Genomic DNA, 20,777 nt, shown 5'->3' on the forward strand with positions numbered 1-20,777 from the left:
TGACTTCGGAGCTTCGATGGCGGCAAGGTAGGGGTTCCCCCTAGGCCCGCCCTCGGTTGAGGGCCCTGCTGCGTCCTCGCTGCTGGGTTGGGCTCTTCATGAACCGGTGTGGGCTCGCCTATATGGATGACTCCTCCAGCGTCTCCAATCTTCATGAGCTATGGCCGCTGGAGAATGGCCGTCCTTGATTGCCAGGCGTTCCGGGTTATTCAGGAGGGCCAATTGGATAGGACCACCTTCCCGGTGATGGTCGAGCTCTCGAGGAGCTCGTGAGCGCGCCGAAGGCCCTCGGCGTTGATTGGTTCGATGTGGGTTGTCAGCGTTGAGCGGATGCGTCCGGCGTCGATCATCCCGGAGAACTCGTTGAGGAGCTGATGCTGGTAGTAGTCGTGAGGTTCGAACAGAGGACGGGTGAACATGAGCTCCCAGTGCCAGGTGATGCTCTTGCTTTTCAGTGCATCGATGCTGCCGCCGGACTGATCGATAGATACGACCTGCCCTCGGGGTTTGATCACATCAGCAATGGCCTCCAGGTTCGCTGGAGTGAAGGAGGTGAAGACGTAGTCCACTCCGTTGGGCGCCAGCCGCTTGACGTCGCTGGCGAAGTCACGCGGAACTACCTCGTCCGCCCCCATAAATTGAACCCATTCCGAAGACTCGGGTCTCGAAGCGACAGCGATGACCTTCAGGTCTGTGAGGGCTTTGGCCAGTTGGATGATCAGCGATCCGACACCCCCCGCGGCGCCGATTACAAGGAGCGTCCCTGAGTCCGACGGGGCGAGTTTCAGCTTATCGAACAGTGCTTCCCAGGCAGTGATGGCAGTCAACGGCAGTGCTGCTGCAGCAGCGTCGCTGAGTGACTGGGGTTTGTGGCCGACGATGTTTTCCCGCACCAGGTGGTACTGGGCATTTGTTCCGGACCGGCCGATGGATCCTGCGTAGTAGACCTTGTCGCCGACAGCGAACCTGGTGACGTCAGGGCCGACAGCGACGACGGTTCCCACAGCGTCGTAACCAATCACCCGGGGAGTCTCAAGAGACGGCGAGCCGGCCCGGACCTTCGTGTCCACGGGATTCACCGACACGGCACGGACCTCTACGAGCAGGTCAAAACCGGTAGCTTCCGGCACGGGCAACTCGAGATCCCGAAGGCTGTTGGGTGAGGAAATGGGCAGCCCCGCGTCGAAGCCGACGGCTTTCATAGTCTTCATGCGTCCACCGTACTGATTCGACCACGCACACGTGCAAGGCCCCCCGGTACATATTTCGCCTTATATTCGGTTCGGACGCTCGAATGAAGGCCAGACTCGTGTTCCTCGGGCCAGCCAGCACCGGTACCCCTGCGGTGCTCTCCAAATGTTCACCGGTTCCTCCGGGCCGATGCGCGACCCGACGCATGACGGGTATGCGGTTATCGGACCGGGAGCAGCGCTGGGGGTCAGGCTGGGAGGACTGTGCGGTCGAATGTCTTCCCAAGCCAGGTGAGAATGACCCCCAAGCTGTCGGGGTCGAGTTGCGATCCGTCCGTGTTGTAGCCGCTCAATGGTGAGGCGGTGATGTCGGCCGGGTCGCGGGTGTCTCTTTTGAATACGTGATTCGCAGTCGGCGGGAAGGCGAAGGTCACCTTCAGATTGGAGGCGGCGGCTTCCTGGAGCGGTTCACCGTCTGCATGGACATCGACCTGGATGTCGCGCCCGCCGATGAGCACCAGCGTGGGAATCCGCACCCTGCTCAAGTAATCACTTGCTGACTCGACCCACAGTTCGCGCGCGAACGGCAGGTTCATCGGGGCCTCGAAGCCGGCGAGGAGCGTCTTGATGCTGTCCGGTAAAGCGGGGTCGGGATTCATCGGCTCTCCGGACGCGTAGCGCGCGGCTGCTTCCTCGATCATCGGAAGGAACTCGGCGCCGCCGGGGATCTGGGCGAGTTGATGAGCCAGTTGAGATAGCAGGACCTGCTGTATCGGACGGCCCGGGGGCGCCGCGAGCATCAGCCCCGCGAAGGGGACTTCCTGAGTGCTGGTCGCGTAACGGAGGACATGAAGGGCCCCCTCGCTATGGCCGAGCCCGACGATGCGTGAGGAGTCAATCATGTCCAGCCCGGTGAGCACCTGAACGGCCGCGACCAGTTCATCCAGGTGAGACTGCATGCTGATCTTCCCGAGGAGTTTCGTGGCACTGTCCATTGCGTGGGGGCCGGAGGCCCGCTTGTCAAAGCGCAGAGACGCAATGCCTGCCTGGGCGAGTGCCTCCGCGATGAGCCGCCCACTGCCATGCCTTCCGGGGACCACCGGTGAACACCAATCCCGGTCAGTAGGCCCGGATCCTGCAACCAGGATCACCGCCGGAAACGGCCCGTCACCGTCGGGCCGGACGACTGTCCCCTCCATGGTGATGCCATCGAGCTGCCACGACACGTCAAAAGAATCCGTCACCCGCTCAGTCCCACCACCAATCACCGGGCCACCGCCGCGTTGATGGAGTCCACAACGGCCCGCGGATTCTCAACGCTGAGGTAGAGGCGCTGAAAGCGAGGAGATGTTGTCTGGATCACGATGGCGGTCCTCCCGCCGGCGACGTTCCAATAATGTCGCTCGCCGTCCTTACGCCAGGTGCCAACCCATTTGTGGCCGGGTATACCCAAGCCAGGGCTACGCACTCCCTTGTATTCCTCCGTGATTCCCGGGTCATGCGTCGCTCCCCGCACCTGATCGATGGGTACTTCGATGCGTCGGACGAAGCCCCAGACCTTGTCGAGTCCCCGTGGTTCTACCACAAGGACCTTGCGGGTGTCGTCGATTGAGACCTTATTCATGAGGTTCCTCCGTTCAGGCCGGCTCGCGCCAGCAATCGCGTTCCAAGCTCCAGGGCCGCGTCGTCGCCCCACACCCCGGTGGTCTGGGCGCAGAGAGCACGTACTTCTTCGTCCCGTGCCGCCAGTTCCACCAGTGCCACCAACAGGAGTCCGTACTGGTCCTCGACATCAGCCATGGACGTTCGCAGGCACTCGACAAAAAGGCCGCGCTTGCTGCCAAAGGCAGCGTACAAACTCGCTCGATGCACACCAGTGGCCTGCACCAGCCGATCCATCGAACAGCCCTCATATCCCTCGGCGGCGAACAACCTCGCCGCCGCGGCAACGGCGGACCCGATATCAAACTCCCGCGGACGTCCCATGGTTAAAGAATACTCATTCAAGAACGACCGGTCAAGAAACTACCGCCCGAGAACGACTGAAACGGGAAGGGTGTTGCTGAAACGCACATCTTGGGTCTCCAAGCACACTCCGGGGCTCCGCCATCGCTCACACCCATGCTTCTGCTATCACAAACCATGTAGCACCGAGGACGCCTGGGGCGCGGGGGCGCATTCAAATGGGCACCGATCGGACCGGATGCACCACAGTCAGGCCGCCATTGATGCACTCGGTCTCCACGCCGTGCCAGCGGTTGTGCACAACCCGGACGTTGAAGCGACTATCGATGGGTCCGGTGGGACTAGCGGTATTCAGGGTTGGGATGCGGCTCGGAACGATCGCGATCTTTCCATTCCCCGGGGAGATTCCCCCAGGCAGGAAGACCGTTATTGCGCCGCAGCATGTCCGCCATATGAAGCAGATTCCAGGTCATGAAGGTCGTATTGCGGTTCGTGAAGTTGTTCTCCGGTCCGCCCGAGCCTGCGTCGAGGTAACTCGGTCCGGGTCCGGCTTCCCCAATCCATCCCGCATCGGCGGCGGGCGGGATGGAGAAGCCGATGTGCTGGAGGCTGTAAAGGATGTTCATGGCACAGTGCTTGACGCCGTCCTCGTTCCCGGTCAGCAGTGCCCCGGCCGTTTTTCCGTAGTACAGAAACTGACCGTTGGCCTGGGTCATACCCGACATCGAGTAGAGGCGTTCGATGGTCCGCTTGGTGATCGAGCTGTTGTCGCCGAGCCAGATGGGCCCGGCAAGGACGAGAATGTCGGCCCGCTTCACTTCAGCTGCGACGATCGGCCAGTCGTCATGGTTCCACCCCCGTTCCGTCATGTCGGGGTAGACACCGGTCGCTATGTCGAGGTCAACCGGTCTAATGATGCTCACCTCCACCCCATTCGCCCGCATGATGTCGGCACTCTTATCAATGAGACCCGAGGTGTGACTCAGCTCGGGACTGCGTTTCAGCGTGCAATTGAGGAAGAGAGCACGCAGACCCTCCGGGTTCGTCTGACGGTGCGGGGGCTGCTGAGGATCTGGCATCAATCGAGTATCCTTCGAGGCTGTTCGGTACGGACGTTCCGGCGCGGATACCGCGGATCCAGTATCAGGTCGTCCCATCGCTGGTCCCGATGATTCAATCATGTCCTTTCGGCGCAGCGGACCGTTTCCGAGACTGGAGCGCGCCTTCGAGAAATTTGAGGAGCGGTTCCGTCGGCTCCAAAACGTCGGGCACATACTCGGGATGACCGGCGAGGTAACTTTTGATGTACGGACACACAGGAACGATGATTCTCGCCTCAGCGACCGTTCTGCTGAGTGCGTACTCAGCCAACGTCCCCGCAATCCCCTGCCCCGCATACTCATCGATCACGGCCGTATGGAAGAAAATACGATGATCGCGGTCGTCATCCACGTAAGCGGCCTGACCAACGTAATGACCGCCTGCCCGTACCTCGAATCGACTGCGCGGAATGTTCTGAAATACGTTCAACTCATTCACTGACCCTCCCAGAAAAAGAGTACCAAGCACGCTCAATCTCCTCGCTCCGCGACCCAGCATCCGTTGCTGCCCACGCAGCCAGGGCGGGCGTCGGTGCGGGAGTCCGGGACGTCGTCGACCCGCCGATAACGGCGGGATGGAGGATCCTGTGACCTGCGCGAATCTCGTCTGCCGGCGCGGGTGATGCCCCCGTGTCACGATGCGCCAGCCAGACCGGGCGGCTGGTTAGAATCTCCCCATGCACCCTTCAGCGGCCGACGCTGGACCGGTGCGTCCTCGCACGTTCATCGACAAACGACGGGACCAACAATGCACACGGGTATGACGCGACCAGAGCCGCAGGCTGATATGGCGGGCGCAGGCGGGACAACTACGGCGGGGAACGGGTGGCCTGCGCTGCGCGTCTCGGAGTGGCAGGACACCCGGTCCACGCTGCACATGTGGCTGCAGGTTGTCGGCAAGATCCGGATGGCGCATGCGCCGCTGGTCAATCACTGGTGGCAGGTGCCGCTGTACGTGACGCCGCGGGGCCTTGGTACCTCGTCGATACCGTACGGCAACGGCATGTTCGACCTCGAGTTCGACGTCGTCGCGCACCGCCTGCTGGTCCGCAGCAGCTCCGGGGAGGACCGCAGCGTGCCGCTGGAGCCGCAGTCGGTGGCGCAGTTCCACGAGCGGACCATGGCGGCGCTGTCGGAGCTGGGGATCGAGGCGCCGATCCGGCCCGTCCCCACGGAGGTGGATCCCGCCGTCCCGTTCGCCGAGGACCACGCCAACACCTCCTATGACGCCGAAGCCGTCACCGCCTACTGGGGCCAGCTGATCCAGGCCGAGCGCGTCATCACCCGGTTCAGGGCCGAGTTCCTCGGGAAGGTCAGCCCGGTGCATTACTTCTGGGGCGCGATGGATATGGCCTGCACGCGCTTCTCGGGCAGGCCCGCGCCTACGCACCCGGGCGGTGCCCCGAACTGCGCCGACTGGGTGATGGTGGAGGGGTACTCCCACGAACTCTCCAGCTGCGGCTTCTGGGCCGGCGGCGGTGAGGAAGGAGCGTTCTACTCCTACGCCTATCCCGAGCCGGAGGGTTACCGGGAGATACCCATCGGCGTTGAGGGGGCGTTCTACAGCGAGGAATTCCGCCAGTTCCTGCTGCCCTACGAGGCCGTGCGGACCGCGGCGGACCCCGACGCCACCCTGCTCGAGTTCCTGCGTGCCACCTACCGTGCCGCGGCGACCACCGGATCCTGGGACGAGGAACTCCTCGTCAATCCCGACCGACTCACCAAGCACACCCGATAGGACAGGACTCTCGGTGCTATCCACTTCAAAAGTGGATAGCACCGAGAGGACGGTGCTTGGCACGAGGCGACGGGGAGGCGATTCGCTGAACCTCGGCCGGCGTAAAGATCAGCGCCAAGCGATTCGGCGACGGTATCCGGGTCCAGACAGTGGGATGCCCACTGTGCTCCGGGTTCCTGTGGGTCCAACCCGCGTTGGTGCCCGGAGGCGCCCAGATGGACGGCCGAAACCCGACAGACCGTTGATACCGTCAGGCCTGGTGGTTTGTCCCGCCAATAGAGGAACCGGATCGTTCCGGGAAACGTTTCGCGCGTTCCATCAGCCATACCATGATCACCACGGCGACGTTCATGAGCATCAGAATGATCATGGCCGGCCCGGGACCGGAATCGACGCCCCGGTCGAGCGCGCTCGTGCCGTTGCCGGAGAACACGGCGTTGACGATGCCCGCGACGACGTTATTGGCGACATGGAACGCGATCGCCGCTTCGAGCCCTCCACTGATGAGCCCCACGATCACTGTGCAGGCGGAAAAGACAAAAAGATAACTGACAAACCACGGCTCCACTGACACGTGAACCAGGGCGAACAACACCCCCGAGACGATAATGCCGAAGGCAATTGCGGGGCGCACGCCACGGAACCAGGCCCCGGCTGCCGGGACGACCGCTCCCCGGAACAGCACCTCTTCGCCTGCGGACTGCAACGGTGTCGCTACCAGGGTCACGAGAATGAGGAGGAGGGTGGTGGTTCCAATTTCGACGGCACCCGTGCCGGTGGACTCAGGTGCGATCAGCCTGGTGACAGTGCCTCCGATCGCGACCAGCACGGCTGCACCGAGAAGATAAACGCGCAGGCGGCGCCAATCGAAGGACCGGTTATGGCGGAAAAGGCTCCGCCACGGGATGTTTGCCAACCGGGCCATGAGCGCTGTCGTGATCAGCCCGGCAAGGGCGGTGCTGATCCCGACCGCAAGGATCGTCAGCGGAGTAAGCACGGGTTTCAGCGGATCAGCAGGACCTTCGATCAGCGTCACAAACTGAAAAATCGCGATCTGCATAACGAGCAAGATCACAGGCACCGCGATGAGGACGATCAGGGACTTCCACCGCTGCATTCGGATATGCACGCCGAAGGGCCGGTCGGAGATCGGAGCCGAATCCTTCCTGCCGTCCTGCTCCTGCACGGAGTGTGGCCGGTCCTGAGGGACTGCGCCGCTGCTCACAGGACCACCCACCCTGCCGCACCTGCGCGCGGCGCCGCGGGGAGGCGTCCCCCCAGGTGACTTAGCGACCTCCGGCCCGAAGCAGAGCCGGGATCCCCGACGAAAAGATCGTCTATCCGTAGAACCATCATGTGTTCCTCTCAAAATAGTGTCGGCCAACATCACCGAACCGCATGACAAAGGTGTTCAACCGAACACCGAGTCCTCAGTGAACAAGACCGATAGGACACACTATCACAGCGTACTAGTACGGTGTGATAAGCGAGGATCATGCATCTACCCGGTAGGTCTTGTCGAGTTCATCCTTCGATGCGTGCGTCGGCAGCGCTGGCCAGCACGATGTATCGATAACATGGAGCGGGAGGCATAGATGGAGAAACGCGACGGCGGTGATGTCAGTTCGCGCGAGAAGGTCCTTGCTGCGGCGGCGGCGATGATGGCCGAGAACCCCGCGGCGAATCTCAGCGTGCGCGCGGTCGCGGGGCGCGCCGGGGTCAGTGTCGGGTCGCTGAGGTTCCACTTCCCCACCCAGGACGCCCTGCAGGACGCCCTGCTGGCGCGGATTTACGACCACTTCTTCCCCGAGGATCCGATCCGCGATTCCGCATTGTCCGCCCGGGATCGTCTGGTGGCGTGCCTGCGGCAGATCCTCGCTCCCAACGGAGTGGGAGCCGATGCCCGCAAAGCCTGGGCTGGGGTGTACACGGCCTTCATCGAGCCCGAACAGACCCCGGACCTCCGCTCGACCTACGCGGGGATCGAGCGTCAGTCCCTGCGGCGGGTCACCTACTGGCTTTCAGTCCTCGCCGAAGATGGCGCCCTCCAACGGGCCGATCACACACCGCAGGCGCGGTTTCTTCTCACCGTCCTCAACGGACTCGCGTACGAGCGGGCCCTGCCCTCGAGTGGACCGCTCCTGCAGTCCGAAACCACCACCCTCTACCTCGCCGTTGACGCGGTGCTCGGAACACACTAGCCGGCGACTCGCCGCGACCGGGGCAGGTGCCACAGGCGCGGTGCAGCCTTCGCGGTTACCCGTGGGCGGTGCGGGTGAGTTCGCGCCAGCGGGGGTGGTCGGTGAGGGTCACGAGAAGACACAGCGCAGTCACCGCGGCGGCGATCCACCCGGGCCAGAGTATCCAGGCGGTTATCGTTGCTGCCACGAGCTGGATCAGCAGTATGAGGATGGTGACGATGCCATGGACGGCGACCGGTCCATCCCCGCCGGGGCGGTCGCCCGGGGTGCTGAACACGGCGGGAAGCCCGATCAGCAGCACCACGGCTCCGATGGCGAGTGGAATCGAGTGCGGCCACAGCGCCCAGGCGGAGCCGACCCAGGCAATGAGTTCGGCTGTGAAGCGCAGCCCTCCGCGGAGGAGGTCGTGGCCGGGCGCCCTGGTTCCGGGTCCTGTGGATTGTCGTGCGGTTTTCATCCTGCCGGCCGATTGTCGATCACAGCGGTGGGCCCTGGCGCGGGCACCTCATGCCCATGCCCGGCATTGCCCGCTGCCGCCCGCAGGCCCTGGTCGATGAAGTCGAGCATCCAGGTAAAGCTGCTGTTGACGTCTGTGCGCAGCTGGAAGCCGTCGGAGATCTCGAGCGCCGCGAAACCGTGCAGCATGCTGCGCAGCATCCGCACCGCGTGGACCTCGTCCGCAGGATCCAGGCGGTAGCCGAGCAGCACGGCGGAAAGGGGGATGAGCGCACGTTCCAGTGCCGCGGCGAGGGGATCGTCCGGGCCAGTGGGCCGGACCCCGACGGTCGCGGCGTAGCGGCCGGGATGTTGCTTCACATAGCCGCGCAGCGCCTGGGCCGCCCCTTCGAGGGCATCCCTGCGTGCCCTGCCCTGCGTTGCATCACGCACTGCCTCGCCCAGTTCGGTGACCGCGAGGACGCAGATGCGGCGGGCGAGGTCGGCAAGCCCATCGACGTGCTTGTACAGCGAGGGGGTCTTCACTCCGAGACGTTCGGCGACGAGGCTCATGCTGAGCTCGGCGAAGCCGATCTCGTCAGCGAGGACGGCGCCGGCTTCGGTGACGGCCGCGGCATCCAATCCGGCCCTAGGCATTGTCCACTTTGGTCGTAAATGGCAGCGTCCTGCCCAGGAACGGCAGCAGCAGGGCGAGCAGCTCGCCCGGGGTCTGGGTGTGCGGGTAATGCCCGGCCCCTTCGATGACGGCAAGTTCACCGACGCCGTCGGGAAGGTCGGCGATAATACGTTCACCTTCGGCGCGGGGGTCGGTCCAGTCGGGGTCGGCACTGCCCTCGACAATCAGGACCGGCCGCCGGACCTTGGGCAACTGGGCGCCGGCATCGGCCGGAGACGTCTTCATCATGGCGCGCAGGTCCGCCATCCGCTCGGGCCGGCTCACGGTGTCCCGGATGCGCCCGGACTCGCGCTCCCAGTCGGCGGGTTTGGCCGGGACCGCCAGGTCCAGATAGGCCAGCCACGCCTTCACACTGCCGGTCATCAAGACCTTCGCGAGCCGGATCGTGCCGGCCCGGTAGTCCTTGTGCCGGAGCAGGCCGCCGAGGTCGGCTGTCTGCCTGCGGGTGAAGGGGGCCAGTTCCGCGACCCCGGCGACCAGGTCGGGCGCTGTCGCGGCGGCGATGGTGGCCGCGCCGCCGCTGATCGAGTGGCCCACAATTACTGCCGGGCCGCCGAGTGAACGCACCAGGGCGACAAGGTCACCGGCGATGTCGGTGCGGCTGTAGCCGTTCCAGCCGGTGCTGGATTCGCCGCAGCCGCGGATATCCATGTTGGCGACCCGGTAGCCGGCGGCCACCAGGGCCGGGGCGATGAAGCGGTAAGAGTGCCGGCTGTCGCCTATGCCATGGGCGAGGATCACGAGGGGTCCCTCACCGCTCAGTTCGTAGGCGATGGTCCCCTCAGGGGTGCTCATGTGCTCGGTCATGACAGCCTCCAAATGGCTAATAGTAATAGCTTAAAGCTAAAGCGTTTAGCCGAATCTGTCAAAGCCCCACAGCGCCACCATGTGGTGGTTGGAAAAGTGGTGTCGTTTCGGGGGAGCGGGGAATCAGCTTCGCCGACGCAGTGACGAATCGAGCAGGGCCGGCGGGGCGTCGTTCTTCTCCTGCGGTGCGAGATCGGTGCCGGGTGGCACGATGGCATCGATCGCGTCAAGGATCTCTGCGGACAGGACGGTGTCGGCGGCGGCGATCTGGGAGTGCAGGTGATCCATGGTGCGCGGTCCGATCAGTGCGCTGGTGACCGCCGGATGCGCTGTGACGAAGCCGAGCGCGAGCTGAATCATGGTGAGGCCGGCGCCGTCGGCCACCCTGGCCAGCTGTTCAACGGCGTCAAGCTTCGCCCGGTTGACGGGAATGGAGACGTCGAATCTGTGCTGCATGAAGCCCGAGCGGTTCGTGCCGATCTCCTGGCCCTCGCGGATGGCGCCTGAGAGCCATCCGGAGGCGAGGGGGCTCCACGCCAGGACACCCATGCCATACTCCTGGGCGGCGGGAAGTACGTGGGTTTCGATGCCGCGCTGCAGGATTGAGTAGCTGGGCTGCTCCGTGACATAACGGCTCAGGTGGTGCGAGCTGGCGGCCCACTGGGCCTGGACAATGCGGTACGCCGGGAAGGTTGAGGAGCCGAAGTGGCGGATCTTGCCGGCGCGCTGCAGGTCGGTCAGAGCGGAGAGGGTTTCTTCATCGCTGGTCCTCGGGTCCCAACGGTGGATCTGGTAGAGGTCGATGTGCTCGACGTTGAGCCGGCGCAGGCTCGCCTCCAGTTCCGTGATCAGCCAGCGCCGGGAGCTGCCCTGGCGGTTGCGCTCGTCGCCCATGGGCAGGCCCGCTTTGGTGGCGAGGACGACATCGTCGCGGCGGCCGGCGACCGCCTTGCCGACCATTTCCTCGGACTGGCCGCCGCTGTACACGTCGGCGGTGTCGATCAGGTTGATCCCGGCCTCGAGGGCGGCGTCCACCAGCGCGGTTGCTTCGTCTTGTGTGGTCCGGCCGATCTTCCCAAAGTTCATGGCGCCCAGCGCGAGCGAGCTGATCTGCAGGCCGGTGCGGCCGAGGGTGTTGTACTGCATGAGGGTGTCCCTTTCGATGTGGGTGGGGTTGGGTTGTGAGGAGCTATTTGCTGTCGATGCGGCCGAGCGGAGCCGGGTTCTCGTCAAGCGCGGTGACGCTCTCGCGCCAGCTCGGATCGGTGGGAGACAGCGCGCTGCGCAGGTAGGAGGAGATGGCGTGCTGGATGAAGGCGACCCGGGTCGGGTTCTCGTCGGTGGTCTCCGCAGCTCCGTAGCCGGGAATTCCTCCCAGCGAGTGTTCTGCCCCGAAGACGGTCAGCAGGCTCTTTTTGCCCGGACTGAGATGGTAGGGATCCGCGCACCAGTCCGCGCCCCGGACGCTGAGGGGGGTGCGGTCCCTATCTCCCGCGATGACGAGAGCGGGGGCGGTCATGTCGGTGAAGCTTTGGTTCAGGAAGGGGTAATTCGCTGCGGCGAACTCCGTCAGATCAGCGCCGCCCCTCCCGGGGGCGGCCAGCAGCACGCCAGCCGTGATCCGAGGGTCGGACAGGTCCGCTCCCGGCCCGCCGTCCGGCCCCATGACCCGCGCACCGAGCAGCTGGCCGACTGTGTGGCCGCCCCAGGAGTGGCCGGCCGCGGCGATCCGGCGGTGGTCCAGGCGCCCGGCCAGGCCCGGCACGGCAGCTTCGATGGAGTCGAGCTGGTCAAGGATCTGTTGGAGGTCGTTCACGCGCAAGCGCCATCTCTCGGAGAACCGTGGGTCCTGAGGGTGGAGGTTCAGCATCCGCGAGTCGAGGTGGGTTGGCTGGATGACGGTGAAGCCGTGCGCTGCCCAATGATCGACCAGAGGGCCGTAGTCCCTCATAGACGAACCATTGCCGTGGGAGAAGACGATCACGGGCAGCCCGCGCCCGGTCACCGGAGCGGAGACCCGCACCCGGAGGTCGTCACCGCGGCCGCGGACCGGCAGCACCACCGGGCTGACAGACATGACCGGAACCGGAGCACCGTCGGCCGGGTCTGCATGCGAGGAGAGAAGATCTGTCATGCCACGGGCTTTCCGTCGGGAGGGATGATGTGTCGCCCGGACGCCGCCTGTAGGTGAGCTATCCGGTCTGACATACTTACTAAAAGGAACGTTGCTCCGTTTGACTATACGGAACGCTGTTCCGTTTAGCAACGTGGACAAAAGAGGATCAGGGATATGAGTCTGGACGCCGGGCAGGCAGGGCAGGGGATTCAGCGGAAACGTGCGGATTCCTTACGCAATGAACAGGTGCTCCTTGCCGCTGCCGCTGCTGTCTTTGTCGCCTCCGGCGTTGACGCGCCGGTACGCGAAATAGCAGGCAAGGCCGGGGTGGGGGTCGGCACGATCTATCGTCACTTCCCGACCCGCGCGGACCTCATCATCGCCGTGTACCGGCACCAGGTGGAGGCGTGTGCCGAGGCCGGTCCGGCCCTGCTGGCCGCTACCGAATCCCCTCATTCGGCGCTCGGCCGGTGGATTGACCTTTTCGTCGAATTCCTCGTCACCAAGCACGGCCTGGCCGCAGCTCTGCAAAACGACAGGGATGGCTTTGACGCCCTGCACACCTACTTCGTCGACCGGCTGGTGCCGGTGTGCGCGCATCTGCTCCGAGCCGCCGTGGCAGCAGGGGAGATCGACCCGGACATAAGCGCCTATGAACTTATGCGCGGGGTCGGCAATCTATGTGCCGGCGCCGGCAAGGATCCGCGGTACGACGCCGACCGGCTGGTCAAACTGCTCATTAGGGGGCTGGGTCGACCCGCTCTGCCGCAGACCGACGATTAAAGGGAACCGGAAGGCAGGACCCCGCCGGCTCGTAGGCGCCCAGCGCAGGCCCAGGAGGAGGACAGACGAGGAGGCATTCACCTCTCCGCACTGCGGGCCCGGGCCCGCCTATCCTTAGGCCATGAACTCCGGCCCGCGTCTGCGCCTCGTCCTGCCGCACCAGCTCTTCGACCAGCACCTTGAAGCTGCAGATGGCACGGTGTTTGTGCTCATCGAGCATGATCTTCTCTTCCGTCAGTACGCGTTCCATTCCCACAAGCTGGTGCTGCACCGTGCGTCGATGGCCCGCTTTGCCCGCCGCCTGAGCGGGCGCGGCTACGAGGTCGTCGTCCTTGCAAGCGATGCCGGCCATAGCTCCTCCGATCAGCTCGCCGGGCTGGTCCGGAAGCGGAACCCGGTGCAGGTGACCTGGTTCGACGTGGTCGATGACTGGCTCGAGCGGGACCTGTTCGCAGCGCTCGCCGACGGCGGCTACCGGATGCGCCGGGACGACGTGTTCGAGACACCGAACTTCCTCACCGACCGGAAGCAGATCGATGACTGGTTCGCACACAATGACTCCCGGATGCAGGACTTCTATGTGTGGCAGCGCCGTCGACTCGGCATTCTGCTCGACGACGGGGAACCCCTCGGCGGGAGGTGGTCCTTCGATGCCGAAAACCGAAAGAAGCTTCCGCGCGGTTATAGCCCTCACGTGGTGGGCCGTTTTGCGCGCCATCCCGTCCTCCGGTCAGAAGGGACCCTCGATATTGAGGCGCTGATGGGGGACGGGGCTGGTGACCGGATGCATCCCGCGGTGGACCTCGCGATCGCCTGGGTGAGTGCCGAGTTCCCGAACGCTCCGGGGGACCCCCACCTGTTCGCCTGGCCCACCAGCGGCGACGAAGCGCGCCGGCACCTGCAGGAGTTCGTCAGCGAACGATTGAAGGAGTTCGGACCCTACGAGGATGCGATCTCCACTGCGCATCCGTTCATCGCCCACGGTCTGCTGACGGCAGCGCTGAACGTCGGACTGCTGGACCCGCGGGACGTCGTGCGGGCGGTACTCGAGGGAGCCGATGCCGATACCCCCCTCGCCTCACTGGAGGGGTTCGTGCGGCAGGTGATCGGGTGGCGTGAATACATGCGGGCCACTTACCGGACCAGCGGCCGGCAGATGCGTACTTCGAACCACCTCGGGCACCAGAACGCACTCGGGGACGGGTGGTGGGATGCGCGCACCGGGCTGGCGCCCGTGGACATGGTCATTTCCCGGGTACTCGCCACCGGGTACGCGCACCACATCGAGCGGCTGATGGTGCTCGGCAACGCAATGTCCCTGCTGCGGATCCACCCCGATCAGGTATACGAGTGGTTCATGGAGCTGTTCATCGACGCGTACGACTGGGTGATGGTCCCCAATGTCTATGCCATGAGCCAGTTCGCTGCGGGCGAGGAAATCACGACAAAACCCTATGTCTCCGGCAGCAATTACCTGCGGAAGATGTCAGACCTCCCCACGGGGCAGTGGACGGCCGACTGGGATGGCTTGTATTGGACGTTCATCGAGGATCACCACGCAGTTCTGAAAGGGAACCCGCGCATGCGGATGATCGTCTCCCTGCTTGAGAACATGGACCCGGATACCTTGAACGACCACCGACGCCGCGCCCGGGTGTTCCTCGACGGGGCACACGAGACAGCACTGCTGAAAACGACGCCGGCGCGCGATACGGCTCGTGAACCGTGAATGTGGTGTGTTCCCCGCGAATTCGTGCAGCGCAGCTCCTCAAAGCGTTGCACGACCGTAATGAAATGCTGGCAGCGCACGGCATTCCCCGGTTGTAGAGTCCATCTCACCGTCCGGACTGTGGGGGCAGCCGGGGGTGGCCACGCACGCAGAAACAGGGGCCCGAAGCACCCCCTGTCCCGGTTTCCACTGAGTCGAATCCCCTGCGGCCCACTGCGGTGCTTCGAGGGCCTCAACTTAGAGGAGCCACCCTTCAAGACGAAAGCACCTCAGTGAAAAAGCGACCAATCCTCGCCCTGTCCATCACAGCCCTTCTGCTCGCCGGGTGTGCAACTCCCGAATCGACTACGTCCGGTCAAGCGCAGGGCCCGTCAGCGAGCTCCTCGCCGGAGGTCACCAGCCAGGAGACGACTCCGACTCCCACTCCGACGCCCACCCCGGCGCCGACTCCCACCCCAGCGCCGACGCCCGCCGCGGTGCCCGCGCCCACCGTGGAACCACCCGCTCCGTCTCCTGAGGCGCCGCAGCCGGCCCCAGCGTCCTATCCTGACCTGACGCCCGTTCCGGAATGGGACGCCGTCAGGGTCGAACGGGAAGCGGGAACGACTTGGAACATCGTTGGTGACGGTTACACCCCCGGAGCAGAGATCTTCGTGGGTTTCGGTCCGATGCATACGGATGCCAATCTTCTGGATGAGCCGGTGGTTTATGCGGATGCAAACGGCCACTACTCGATGCCAATCACCCTCGGGGCCGACCTCGCCCCGGGCACCTACGGATTCATGGTCGTCGCGATGCCATTCAGCGAAGCCGGCAAGAGATTCGCAACGGTCGAGGTTGTTGCCCCCACTGGCGAGTAACAGTGACAAGCCGTAGGGCGAATTGACTAGTGCGGCAGAAGAAGGGAAGCTAGCTGATGGCTAGGTTGTCGACAGAATATCCCCCACGATTCCGGTCGGCACCTGCCTGAGGCGGCAATCAACTGCTGCGAAGCCCCTGGCCAAGCGAGACTGGCTGGGGGCTTTCTCATGTCCGGAGGGGTGCTGCGCCATAGGCGGGTCATCGGGGGAACCGCTCGCGGCGTCGCTTCAGCCGGGGGCAGCGGTTGTGGGCCCGTCCGGTACCCCTACCGGACGGGCCTTAACACCACCGCCATGAGCGTTGCGAGACCTATATGGCGGCCGCAGACCACACTAGCCTCCACATCCCGGATGGACAATGCGGGCTGGCGGCCAGGGGAATTGATATGACAATCCGGCCTAGCGTGCCGTACGACGCCGCGAGGCCGGCTTTGATTGCATCTCGGTAACAACCTATTCCTGCTGAGGGATTCGAGACCGTCTGGTAACACTCCGCCACTAGGCTTCTGGACATGTGAGGCGCGCCACCTTTAGGGCTCGCGGGTCGTCATGCAACATCAGATGGGGCTGATTCCACACCAAGAAATAGGAGGCGGAATGCGTTTCGGACGTACTTCCAAAGCTGTGGGGGTCGCGGCGGCAGCTGCGCTCGCACTTAGCGCCTGCGCCGCCAACACCGGTACTGAAACCGATGAGGGCGCCGAGGGCGAAGCAACCGGCGGCGAGATCCGGGTAGTTGAGGTCAATGCTTTCAGTTCGTTCAACTCCGGCACCGCCGAGGGGAACGTGGACATCAACGGCACCGTCGCCTACCTCACCCATTCCGGCTTCAACTACATCAACAACGACCTTGAGGTGGTCCCCAACGAGGACTTCGGCACCTACGAAGTGGTCTCCGAGGACCCGCTCAGCGTCAAGTACACGGTGAACGAAGAGGTGGCCTGGTCCGACGGGGAGCCCGTCGACGCCGGCGACATGTTGCTGGCCTGGGCTGTCCAGTCGGGGCACTTCAACGACGCCACCACCGACGAGGCCGGCGAGGTGACCTCCGGCTCGAGCTACTTCGACTACGCCGGCGACACCAGCGGACTCGGGCTGACCGACGTTCCGGAGATCAGCGACGACGGACGCTCCATCACCCTCAACTACTCCGAGCCCTACTCCGACTACGAGACGGCGTTCGGCACCATGACCGAGGGCGGCATCGGCATGCCGGCCCACGTCGTTGCGGAGAAGGCGGGCCTCGCCGACGAGGACGCGCTCATCGAGCTCATCCAGACCGCCCCCGAGGGCGATCCCGAGAAGCCAGTGGAGCGCCCTGAGCTGCAGGCCGTTGCCGACTTCTGGAACACCGGCTTCGACACCAAGTCCCTGCCCACCGACACTTCGCTCTTCCTTTCGAACGGCCCCTTCATCGTCTCGGACATGACCCCGGACCAGAGCATGACCCTGGTGCGCAACGAGGACTACAACTGGGGCCCCGAGCCGAAGATCGACGAGGTCACCATCCGCTACATCGGTGAGGCTCCGGCCCAGGTGCAGGCGCTGCAGAACGGCGAGGTCGACATCATCGCGCCGCAGGCATCCGCCGACACCGCAGAGCAGCTCGAGGGTCTCGAGGGCATAGAGGTCCTCCGCGGCAACGAGCTGTCCTACGACCACCTCGACCTCAACTTCTCCGGCGTCTTCGCCGAGGAGAACGTGCGCGAGGCCTTCATGAAGACGGTGCCGCGCCAGCAGATCGTCGACACGATCATCAAGAAGCTGAACCCCGAGGCCGCTCCGCTGGATTCCCAGCTGTACCTCGCCGACCAGGAGCGCTACGAGGAAGCACGCGAGAACAACGGGTCCGAGGAGTACGCGGAAGCCGACATCGAGGGTGCACGCGAGCTTCTTGCCGGTGCAACCCCCGAGGTGCGCATCATGTACAACCGTGACAACCCCAACCGTCTCGACGCCTACACCCTGATCGCGGAGTCCGCCTCGCAGGCAGGGTTCAAGATCGTCGACGGCGGCCTGGGCGCCTCCGACTGGGGCGCCGCCCTGGGCAACGGAACCTACGACGCGACCATCTTCGGCTGGATCAACTCGGGCGTCGGCGTTGCCGGTGTGCCGCAGATCTTCAAGAGCGATGCAGGCTCGAACTTCAACGGTTTCTCGGACCCTGAGGCTGACAAGCTGATGGACGAGCTGATCCGCGAGACGGATCCGGCCGCCCAGGAGGACCTGCAGGTCCAGATCGACAAGCTGATCTGGGACTCCAAGTACGGGCTGCCGCTGTTCCAGCTGCCCGGCTTGAACGCCCACACCGACCAGGTCGCGGGCATGGAATACATGCCGAACCAGACCGGTATCTGGTGGAACTTCTGGGACTGGGAAGTCGTCCAGTAGCACCACCAGTGCAGTTCTAACCGCACCACGGGAGGTGCCGGGACCCTGTCCATCTAGGTTCCGGCACCTTCCTGCGTTCCGCGGCGGTGTCCGCCGTGTCACGTGCGGGCTGCCCCGGAGGGGGTGGATTAGAATGCGACCAGAGTCACAGCAAACCCGCAACCAGACATGAGGCCTCGCAAGCATGGTGACCTACATCGTTCGGCGACTAGCAACAGCGGTCCTAATCCTGTTTGGCGCCTCGTTCATCGTCTATCTGCTGACGGCGGCCTCCGGCGATCCCCTCGAGGACCTGCGCGCCAGCAATGCCCCCAACCGGGAACAGCTCATCCAGGCCCGCTCTGAACTGCTTGACCTGAACACCCCGGCTCCGCTTCGCTACTTCGGCTGGCTGTCCGGCGCGGTGCAGTGCGTGGTGCCCTTCGTAGGCAACTGCGACCTCGGGCGCAGCATCCAGGGTGAAGCCGTCACCGATGCGCTCACCCGGGCCGTGGGCAACACGATCATGCTTGTGACGGCAGCCACCGTGCTAGCCATCATCATCGGGATTTCCCTCGGCATCATCTCCGCCCTGCGCCAGTACAGCGGGCTCGACTACGGCGTGACCTTCATGTCCTTCCTCTTCTTCTCACTGCCGATCTTCTGGCTGGCGGTGCTGCTCAAGGAATTCGGCGCGATCGGATTCAATAACTTTCTGACCGACCCGGACATACCCCTGTCGAACCTCCTGGTCGTGGCCCTGATCAGCGGGGTGATCTTCACGATCCTCGCCGGCGGCACCCTCAAACGAAAGGCGGTCGCGTTCCTGATCGGTGCGGTGGCCGCGGGAGGGCTCCTCTACCTCCTCAGCCTCATCGACTGGTTCACGCGCCCCGGCCTGGGTCCGATCGTCATCCTCGTGTTCGGGGTGGCGGCGGCCTACGGCATCACCCTGCTGACCGCCGGGCTAAAGAACCGCAAGGCCCTCTACTCAGCCCTGATCATGGTGGCCCTCGGCCTGGTGGCGTACTACGTCGTCAACCCTTTCCTGGGCGGGGCAACGATCTGGCTGTTGCTGCTCCTTGCCGTGGTCACGATCGGCGTGGGCATGGGCGTGGGGTTCCTGTTCGGCGGTTACGACCGGGCCCAGAGCATGCGCACCGCCGCACTGACCGGGCTCCTCATGGCGGGACTGATCGTCCTCGACCGGTTCATGGTGACCTGGCCGTCCTACGTCTCGAACTCCCGGGTGCGCGGCAGGCCGATCGCCACGATCGGTGCTTCGACTCCGGGCCTTGAAGGGGACTTCTGGATCCAGGGAATCGATAACTTCACCCACCTCCTCCTTCCCACCCTGGCACTGCTGCTCGCCTCCCTCGCAAGCTACAGCCGGTACTCACGGGCTTCGATGCTCGAGATCATGAACATGGACTACATCCGGACGGCCCGGGCCAAGGGCCTGTCCGAGCGGACCGTCGTCATGCGCCACGCCTTCCGGAACGCACTGATCCCCCTGGCCACCCTTGTCGCCTTCGACATCGGCGCACTGATCGGCGGCGCCGTCATCACCGAGCAGGTGTTTGCCTTCTCCGGAATGGGCCAACTGTTCGTGCAGGCCCTGCACCGGACGGACCCGAACCCCATCATGGGCTTCTTCCTCGTGGTCGGGATTCTGGCACTCGTCTTCAACCTCATAGCCGACCTTGTCTATTCGGTCCTTGATCCACGCGTAAGGGTGAAAGCATGACCATCCAGGATTCCTCGGAGACACCCCGGGGAGAAGTAGGCCCCTCTCCGCGTGAAGTGGGGCCCGTTGCCGACCCCGAGACGAAGGGGATGTCGCAGGGCCAGATCGTCCGTCGGCGCTTCTTCGACAACTCGGCCGCCATCATCAGCCTCGTGGTCTTCGCAATCATCTTCCTCCTGGCCTTCACCTCGCTGGGCTTCGCCGGTATCCCCGGCTGGTGGAAGTACAACCACACGCAGTTCCTGCCGGTGATCGACGGGGGAGCGCCCACGGTCACCGGGCCCTTCAGTTGGGGCGACCACCCCTTTGGCCAGGACTCGATCGGGCGCGACTACTTCGCCCTGACCATGCGCGGAGCGCAGAATTCGATCATCATCATGCTCCTCATCGGAGCGATCTCGGGCATCGTCGGCGTCGTGGTCGGTGCCTGCTCCGGCTACTTCCGCGGCATGACCGAGGCCGTCCTGATGCGCATCACGGACATCGTCATCATCATTCCGCTGATCGTCCTCGCCGCGGTCCTCGGCCGGACCGTGGGGCAGGCCCTCGGCCCCGGCTCGGCCGTCTTCTTCCTCGGCGTGGTCCTCGGACTGCTCGCCTGGACCGGCATGGCCCGGCTGGTCCGCGGCGAGTTCCTCTCCCTGCGCGAGCGGGAGTTCGTCGATGCCGCCAAGATCGCCGGCGCCTCCAACGCCCGCATCATCTTCAAACACATCCTGCCCAACGCGGTCGGCGTCATCATCGTCAACACCACGCTGCTGATGTCGGCGGCCATCCTGCTCGAGACCGGCCTGAGCTTCATCGGCTTCGGCGTGCAGGCACCGGACGTCTCCCTGGGCCTGATCATCAGCCAGAACCAGGAGGCCTTCCAGACCCGCCCGTGGCTCTTCTGGTTCCCGGGCATCTTCATTGTGCTCATCTGCCTGACGATCAACTTCATCGGTGACGGCCTCCGCGACGCCTTCGACCCGCGCCAGAAGAAGTTCAACGCGCGCAAGGCGAAGGAAGCGGATCGACCGGTGCGCGCGTGAGGGGCAGT

Annotated in this window: 21 protein-coding genes; 9 read left to right on the forward strand and 12 right to left on the reverse strand. The window is 64.5% G+C overall.

What is annotated here, in order from left to right; translation table 11 throughout:
- Positions 1-209 precede the first annotated feature (209 nt).
- From GVV86_RS08325 to GVV86_RS08350, 6 genes are all read right to left on the reverse strand, one after another.
- The gene (locus GVV86_RS08325) at positions 210-1,211 is read right to left on the reverse strand and encodes a zinc-binding alcohol dehydrogenase family protein (protein WP_246669918.1); all 1,002 of its coding nucleotides are present in this window, start codon (positions 1,209-1,211) and stop codon (positions 210-212) included.
- A gap of 227 nt (positions 1,212-1,438) precedes the next feature.
- Positions 1,439-2,389 (reverse strand): alpha/beta hydrolase family protein, encoded by a 951-nt coding sequence (locus GVV86_RS08330; RefSeq protein ID WP_246669935.1) that lies wholly within the window; start codon positions 2,387-2,389, stop codon positions 1,439-1,441.
- Positions 2,390-2,454: 65 nt separating this feature from the next.
- Complete coding sequence (locus GVV86_RS08335) at positions 2,455-2,814, reverse strand: hypothetical protein (RefSeq protein ID WP_159802500.1); 360 nt, start codon at positions 2,812-2,814, stop codon at positions 2,455-2,457.
- On the reverse strand, positions 2,811-3,176 hold the full coding sequence (locus GVV86_RS08340; protein WP_159802501.1) for a TetR/AcrR family transcriptional regulator: 366 nt from the start codon (positions 3,174-3,176) through the stop codon (positions 2,811-2,813). Before GVV86_RS08340 ends, GVV86_RS08335 begins: the two co-directional genes overlap by 4 nt.
- Before the next feature lie 320 nt (positions 3,177-3,496).
- Positions 3,497-4,234 carry a flavodoxin family protein gene (locus GVV86_RS08345; RefSeq protein ID WP_159617920.1) on the reverse strand — a complete coding sequence of 246 codons (738 nt, stop codon included), beginning with the start codon at positions 4,232-4,234 and terminating at the stop codon, positions 3,497-3,499.
- A 94-nt stretch (positions 4,235-4,328) separates the two neighbouring features.
- A complete protein-coding gene (locus GVV86_RS08350; RefSeq protein WP_246669919.1) occupies positions 4,329-4,694 on the reverse strand; it encodes a GNAT family N-acetyltransferase in 366 nt (121 codons plus the stop codon).
- Between the two features lie 321 nt (positions 4,695-5,015).
- On the opposite strand from GVV86_RS08350, the gene GVV86_RS08355 reads away from it, so the two are divergent.
- A complete protein-coding gene (locus GVV86_RS08355; RefSeq protein WP_246669920.1) occupies positions 5,016-5,993 on the forward strand; it encodes a DUF5996 family protein in 978 nt (325 codons plus the stop codon).
- A 250-nt stretch (positions 5,994-6,243) separates the two neighbouring features.
- Here the strand turns inward: GVV86_RS08355 and GVV86_RS08360 are convergent, their stop codons facing one another.
- Entirely contained in the window at positions 6,244-7,179 is a 936-nt protein-coding gene (locus GVV86_RS08360; protein WP_159617922.1) for a CPBP family intramembrane glutamic endopeptidase, read from the reverse strand.
- 409 nt (positions 7,180-7,588) lie between these two features.
- Here GVV86_RS08360 and GVV86_RS08365 point away from each other — a divergent pair, with 409 nt between their 5' ends.
- A complete protein-coding gene (locus GVV86_RS08365; protein ID WP_159617923.1) occupies positions 7,589-8,194 on the forward strand; it encodes a TetR/AcrR family transcriptional regulator in 606 nt (201 codons plus the stop codon).
- A 55-nt stretch (positions 8,195-8,249) separates the two neighbouring features.
- Here the strand turns inward: GVV86_RS08365 and GVV86_RS08370 are convergent, their stop codons facing one another.
- The 5 genes from GVV86_RS08370 to GVV86_RS08390 form a co-directional block, all read right to left on the reverse strand.
- A complete protein-coding gene (locus GVV86_RS08370; protein ID WP_159617924.1) occupies positions 8,250-8,651 on the reverse strand; it encodes a hypothetical protein in 402 nt (133 codons plus the stop codon).
- On the reverse strand, positions 8,648-9,286 hold the full coding sequence (locus tag GVV86_RS08375) for a TetR/AcrR family transcriptional regulator (protein ID WP_159617925.1): 639 nt from the start codon (positions 9,284-9,286) through the stop codon (positions 8,648-8,650). Before GVV86_RS08375 ends, GVV86_RS08370 begins: the two co-directional genes overlap by 4 nt.
- Positions 9,279-10,133, reverse strand: coding sequence for an alpha/beta fold hydrolase (locus GVV86_RS08380; RefSeq protein WP_159802503.1), 855 nt, complete (start codon positions 10,131-10,133; stop codon positions 9,279-9,281). The genes GVV86_RS08375 and GVV86_RS08380 overlap by 8 nt, the downstream gene beginning before the upstream one ends.
- 123 nt (positions 10,134-10,256) lie before the next feature.
- A complete protein-coding gene (locus tag GVV86_RS08385) occupies positions 10,257-11,279 on the reverse strand; it encodes an aldo/keto reductase (protein ID WP_159802504.1) in 1,023 nt (340 codons plus the stop codon).
- Positions 11,280-11,322: 43 nt separating this feature from the next.
- Positions 11,323-12,267 carry an alpha/beta hydrolase family protein gene (locus GVV86_RS08390; protein ID WP_159802505.1) on the reverse strand — a complete coding sequence of 315 codons (945 nt, stop codon included), beginning with the start codon at positions 12,265-12,267 and terminating at the stop codon, positions 11,323-11,325.
- A gap of 156 nt (positions 12,268-12,423) precedes the next feature.
- Here GVV86_RS08390 and GVV86_RS08395 point away from each other — a divergent pair, with 156 nt between their 5' ends.
- The 7 genes from GVV86_RS08395 (at position 12,424) to GVV86_RS08425 (ending at position 20,769) form a co-directional block, all read left to right on the forward strand.
- On the forward strand, positions 12,424-13,032 hold the full coding sequence (locus tag GVV86_RS08395; RefSeq protein WP_159802506.1) for a TetR/AcrR family transcriptional regulator: 609 nt from the start codon (positions 12,424-12,426) through the stop codon (positions 13,030-13,032).
- A gap of 121 nt (positions 13,033-13,153) precedes the next feature.
- Positions 13,154-14,761 (forward strand): cryptochrome/photolyase family protein, encoded by a 1,608-nt coding sequence (locus GVV86_RS08400; RefSeq protein WP_159802507.1) that lies wholly within the window; start codon positions 13,154-13,156, stop codon positions 14,759-14,761.
- A gap of 325 nt (positions 14,762-15,086) precedes the next feature.
- Complete coding sequence (locus tag GVV86_RS08405) at positions 15,087-15,278, forward strand: hypothetical protein (RefSeq protein ID WP_159802508.1); 192 nt, start codon at positions 15,087-15,089, stop codon at positions 15,276-15,278.
- A gap of 151 nt (positions 15,279-15,429) precedes the next feature.
- The gene (locus tag GVV86_RS08410; protein ID WP_159617932.1) at positions 15,430-15,621 is read left to right on the forward strand and encodes a hypothetical protein; all 192 of its coding nucleotides are present in this window, start codon (positions 15,430-15,432) and stop codon (positions 15,619-15,621) included.
- A 597-nt stretch (positions 15,622-16,218) separates the two neighbouring features.
- Positions 16,219-18,012, forward strand: coding sequence for an ABC transporter family substrate-binding protein (locus GVV86_RS08415; RefSeq protein ID WP_159802509.1), 1,794 nt, complete (start codon positions 16,219-16,221; stop codon positions 18,010-18,012).
- A 184-nt stretch (positions 18,013-18,196) separates the two neighbouring features.
- Positions 18,197-19,738, forward strand: coding sequence for an ABC transporter permease (locus tag GVV86_RS08420; RefSeq protein WP_159802510.1), 1,542 nt, complete (start codon positions 18,197-18,199; stop codon positions 19,736-19,738).
- Entirely contained in the window at positions 19,735-20,769 is a 1,035-nt protein-coding gene (locus GVV86_RS08425) for an ABC transporter permease (protein WP_159617935.1), read from the forward strand. The genes GVV86_RS08420 and GVV86_RS08425 overlap by 4 nt, the downstream gene beginning before the upstream one ends.
- Positions 20,770-20,777: the final 8 nt, after the last annotated feature.

Source organism: Arthrobacter zhaoguopingii, assembly GCF_009828595.1.
GTDB lineage: Bacteria > Actinomycetota > Actinomycetes > Actinomycetales > Micrococcaceae > Arthrobacter_D > Arthrobacter_D zhaoguopingii.

What these genes read in the sequence shown, in the direction of transcription:
- GVV86_RS08375 (WP_159617925.1), bottom strand. Translation starts at nt 9,286, where the DNA reads ATGCCTAGGGCCGGATTGGATGCCGCGGCCGTCACCGAAGCCGGCGCC.
- GVV86_RS08325 (WP_246669918.1), bottom strand. Translation starts at nt 1,211, where the DNA reads ATGAAGACTATGAAAGCCGTCGGCTTCGACGCGGGGCTGCCCATTTCC.
- GVV86_RS08380 (WP_159802503.1), bottom strand. Translation starts at nt 10,133, where the DNA reads ATGACCGAGCACATGAGCACCCCTGAGGGGACCATCGCCTACGAACTG.
- GVV86_RS08385 (WP_159802504.1), bottom strand. Translation starts at nt 11,279, where the DNA reads ATGCAGTACAACACCCTCGGCCGCACCGGCCTGCAGATCAGCTCGCTC.
- GVV86_RS08390 (WP_159802505.1), bottom strand. Translation starts at nt 12,267, where the DNA reads ATGACAGATCTTCTCTCCTCGCATGCAGACCCGGCCGACGGTGCTCCG.
- GVV86_RS08365 (WP_159617923.1), top strand. Translation starts at nt 7,589, where the DNA reads ATGGAGAAACGCGACGGCGGTGATGTCAGTTCGCGCGAGAAGGTCCTT.
- GVV86_RS08425 (WP_159617935.1), top strand. Translation starts at nt 19,735, where the DNA reads ATGACCATCCAGGATTCCTCGGAGACACCCCGGGGAGAAGTAGGCCCC.
- GVV86_RS08370 (WP_159617924.1), bottom strand. Translation starts at nt 8,651, where the DNA reads ATGAAAACCGCACGACAATCCACAGGACCCGGAACCAGGGCGCCCGGC.
- GVV86_RS08335 (WP_159802500.1), bottom strand. Translation starts at nt 2,814, where the DNA reads ATGAATAAGGTCTCAATCGACGACACCCGCAAGGTCCTTGTGGTAGAA.
- GVV86_RS08420 (WP_159802510.1), top strand. Translation starts at nt 18,197, where the DNA reads ATGGTGACCTACATCGTTCGGCGACTAGCAACAGCGGTCCTAATCCTG.
- GVV86_RS08355 (WP_246669920.1), top strand. Translation starts at nt 5,016, where the DNA reads ATGACGCGACCAGAGCCGCAGGCTGATATGGCGGGCGCAGGCGGGACA.
- GVV86_RS08395 (WP_159802506.1), top strand. Translation starts at nt 12,424, where the DNA reads ATGAGTCTGGACGCCGGGCAGGCAGGGCAGGGGATTCAGCGGAAACGT.
- GVV86_RS08400 (WP_159802507.1), top strand. Translation starts at nt 13,154, where the DNA reads ATGAACTCCGGCCCGCGTCTGCGCCTCGTCCTGCCGCACCAGCTCTTC.
- GVV86_RS08415 (WP_159802509.1), top strand. Translation starts at nt 16,219, where the DNA reads ATGCGTTTCGGACGTACTTCCAAAGCTGTGGGGGTCGCGGCGGCAGCT.
- GVV86_RS08345 (WP_159617920.1), bottom strand. Translation starts at nt 4,234, where the DNA reads ATGCCAGATCCTCAGCAGCCCCCGCACCGTCAGACGAACCCGGAGGGT.
- GVV86_RS08410 (WP_159617932.1), top strand. Translation starts at nt 15,430, where the DNA reads ATGCATACGGATGCCAATCTTCTGGATGAGCCGGTGGTTTATGCGGAT.
- GVV86_RS08330 (WP_246669935.1), bottom strand. Translation starts at nt 2,389, where the DNA reads ATGGAGGGGACAGTCGTCCGGCCCGACGGTGACGGGCCGTTTCCGGCG.
- GVV86_RS08340 (WP_159802501.1), bottom strand. Translation starts at nt 3,176, where the DNA reads ATGGGACGTCCGCGGGAGTTTGATATCGGGTCCGCCGTTGCCGCGGCG.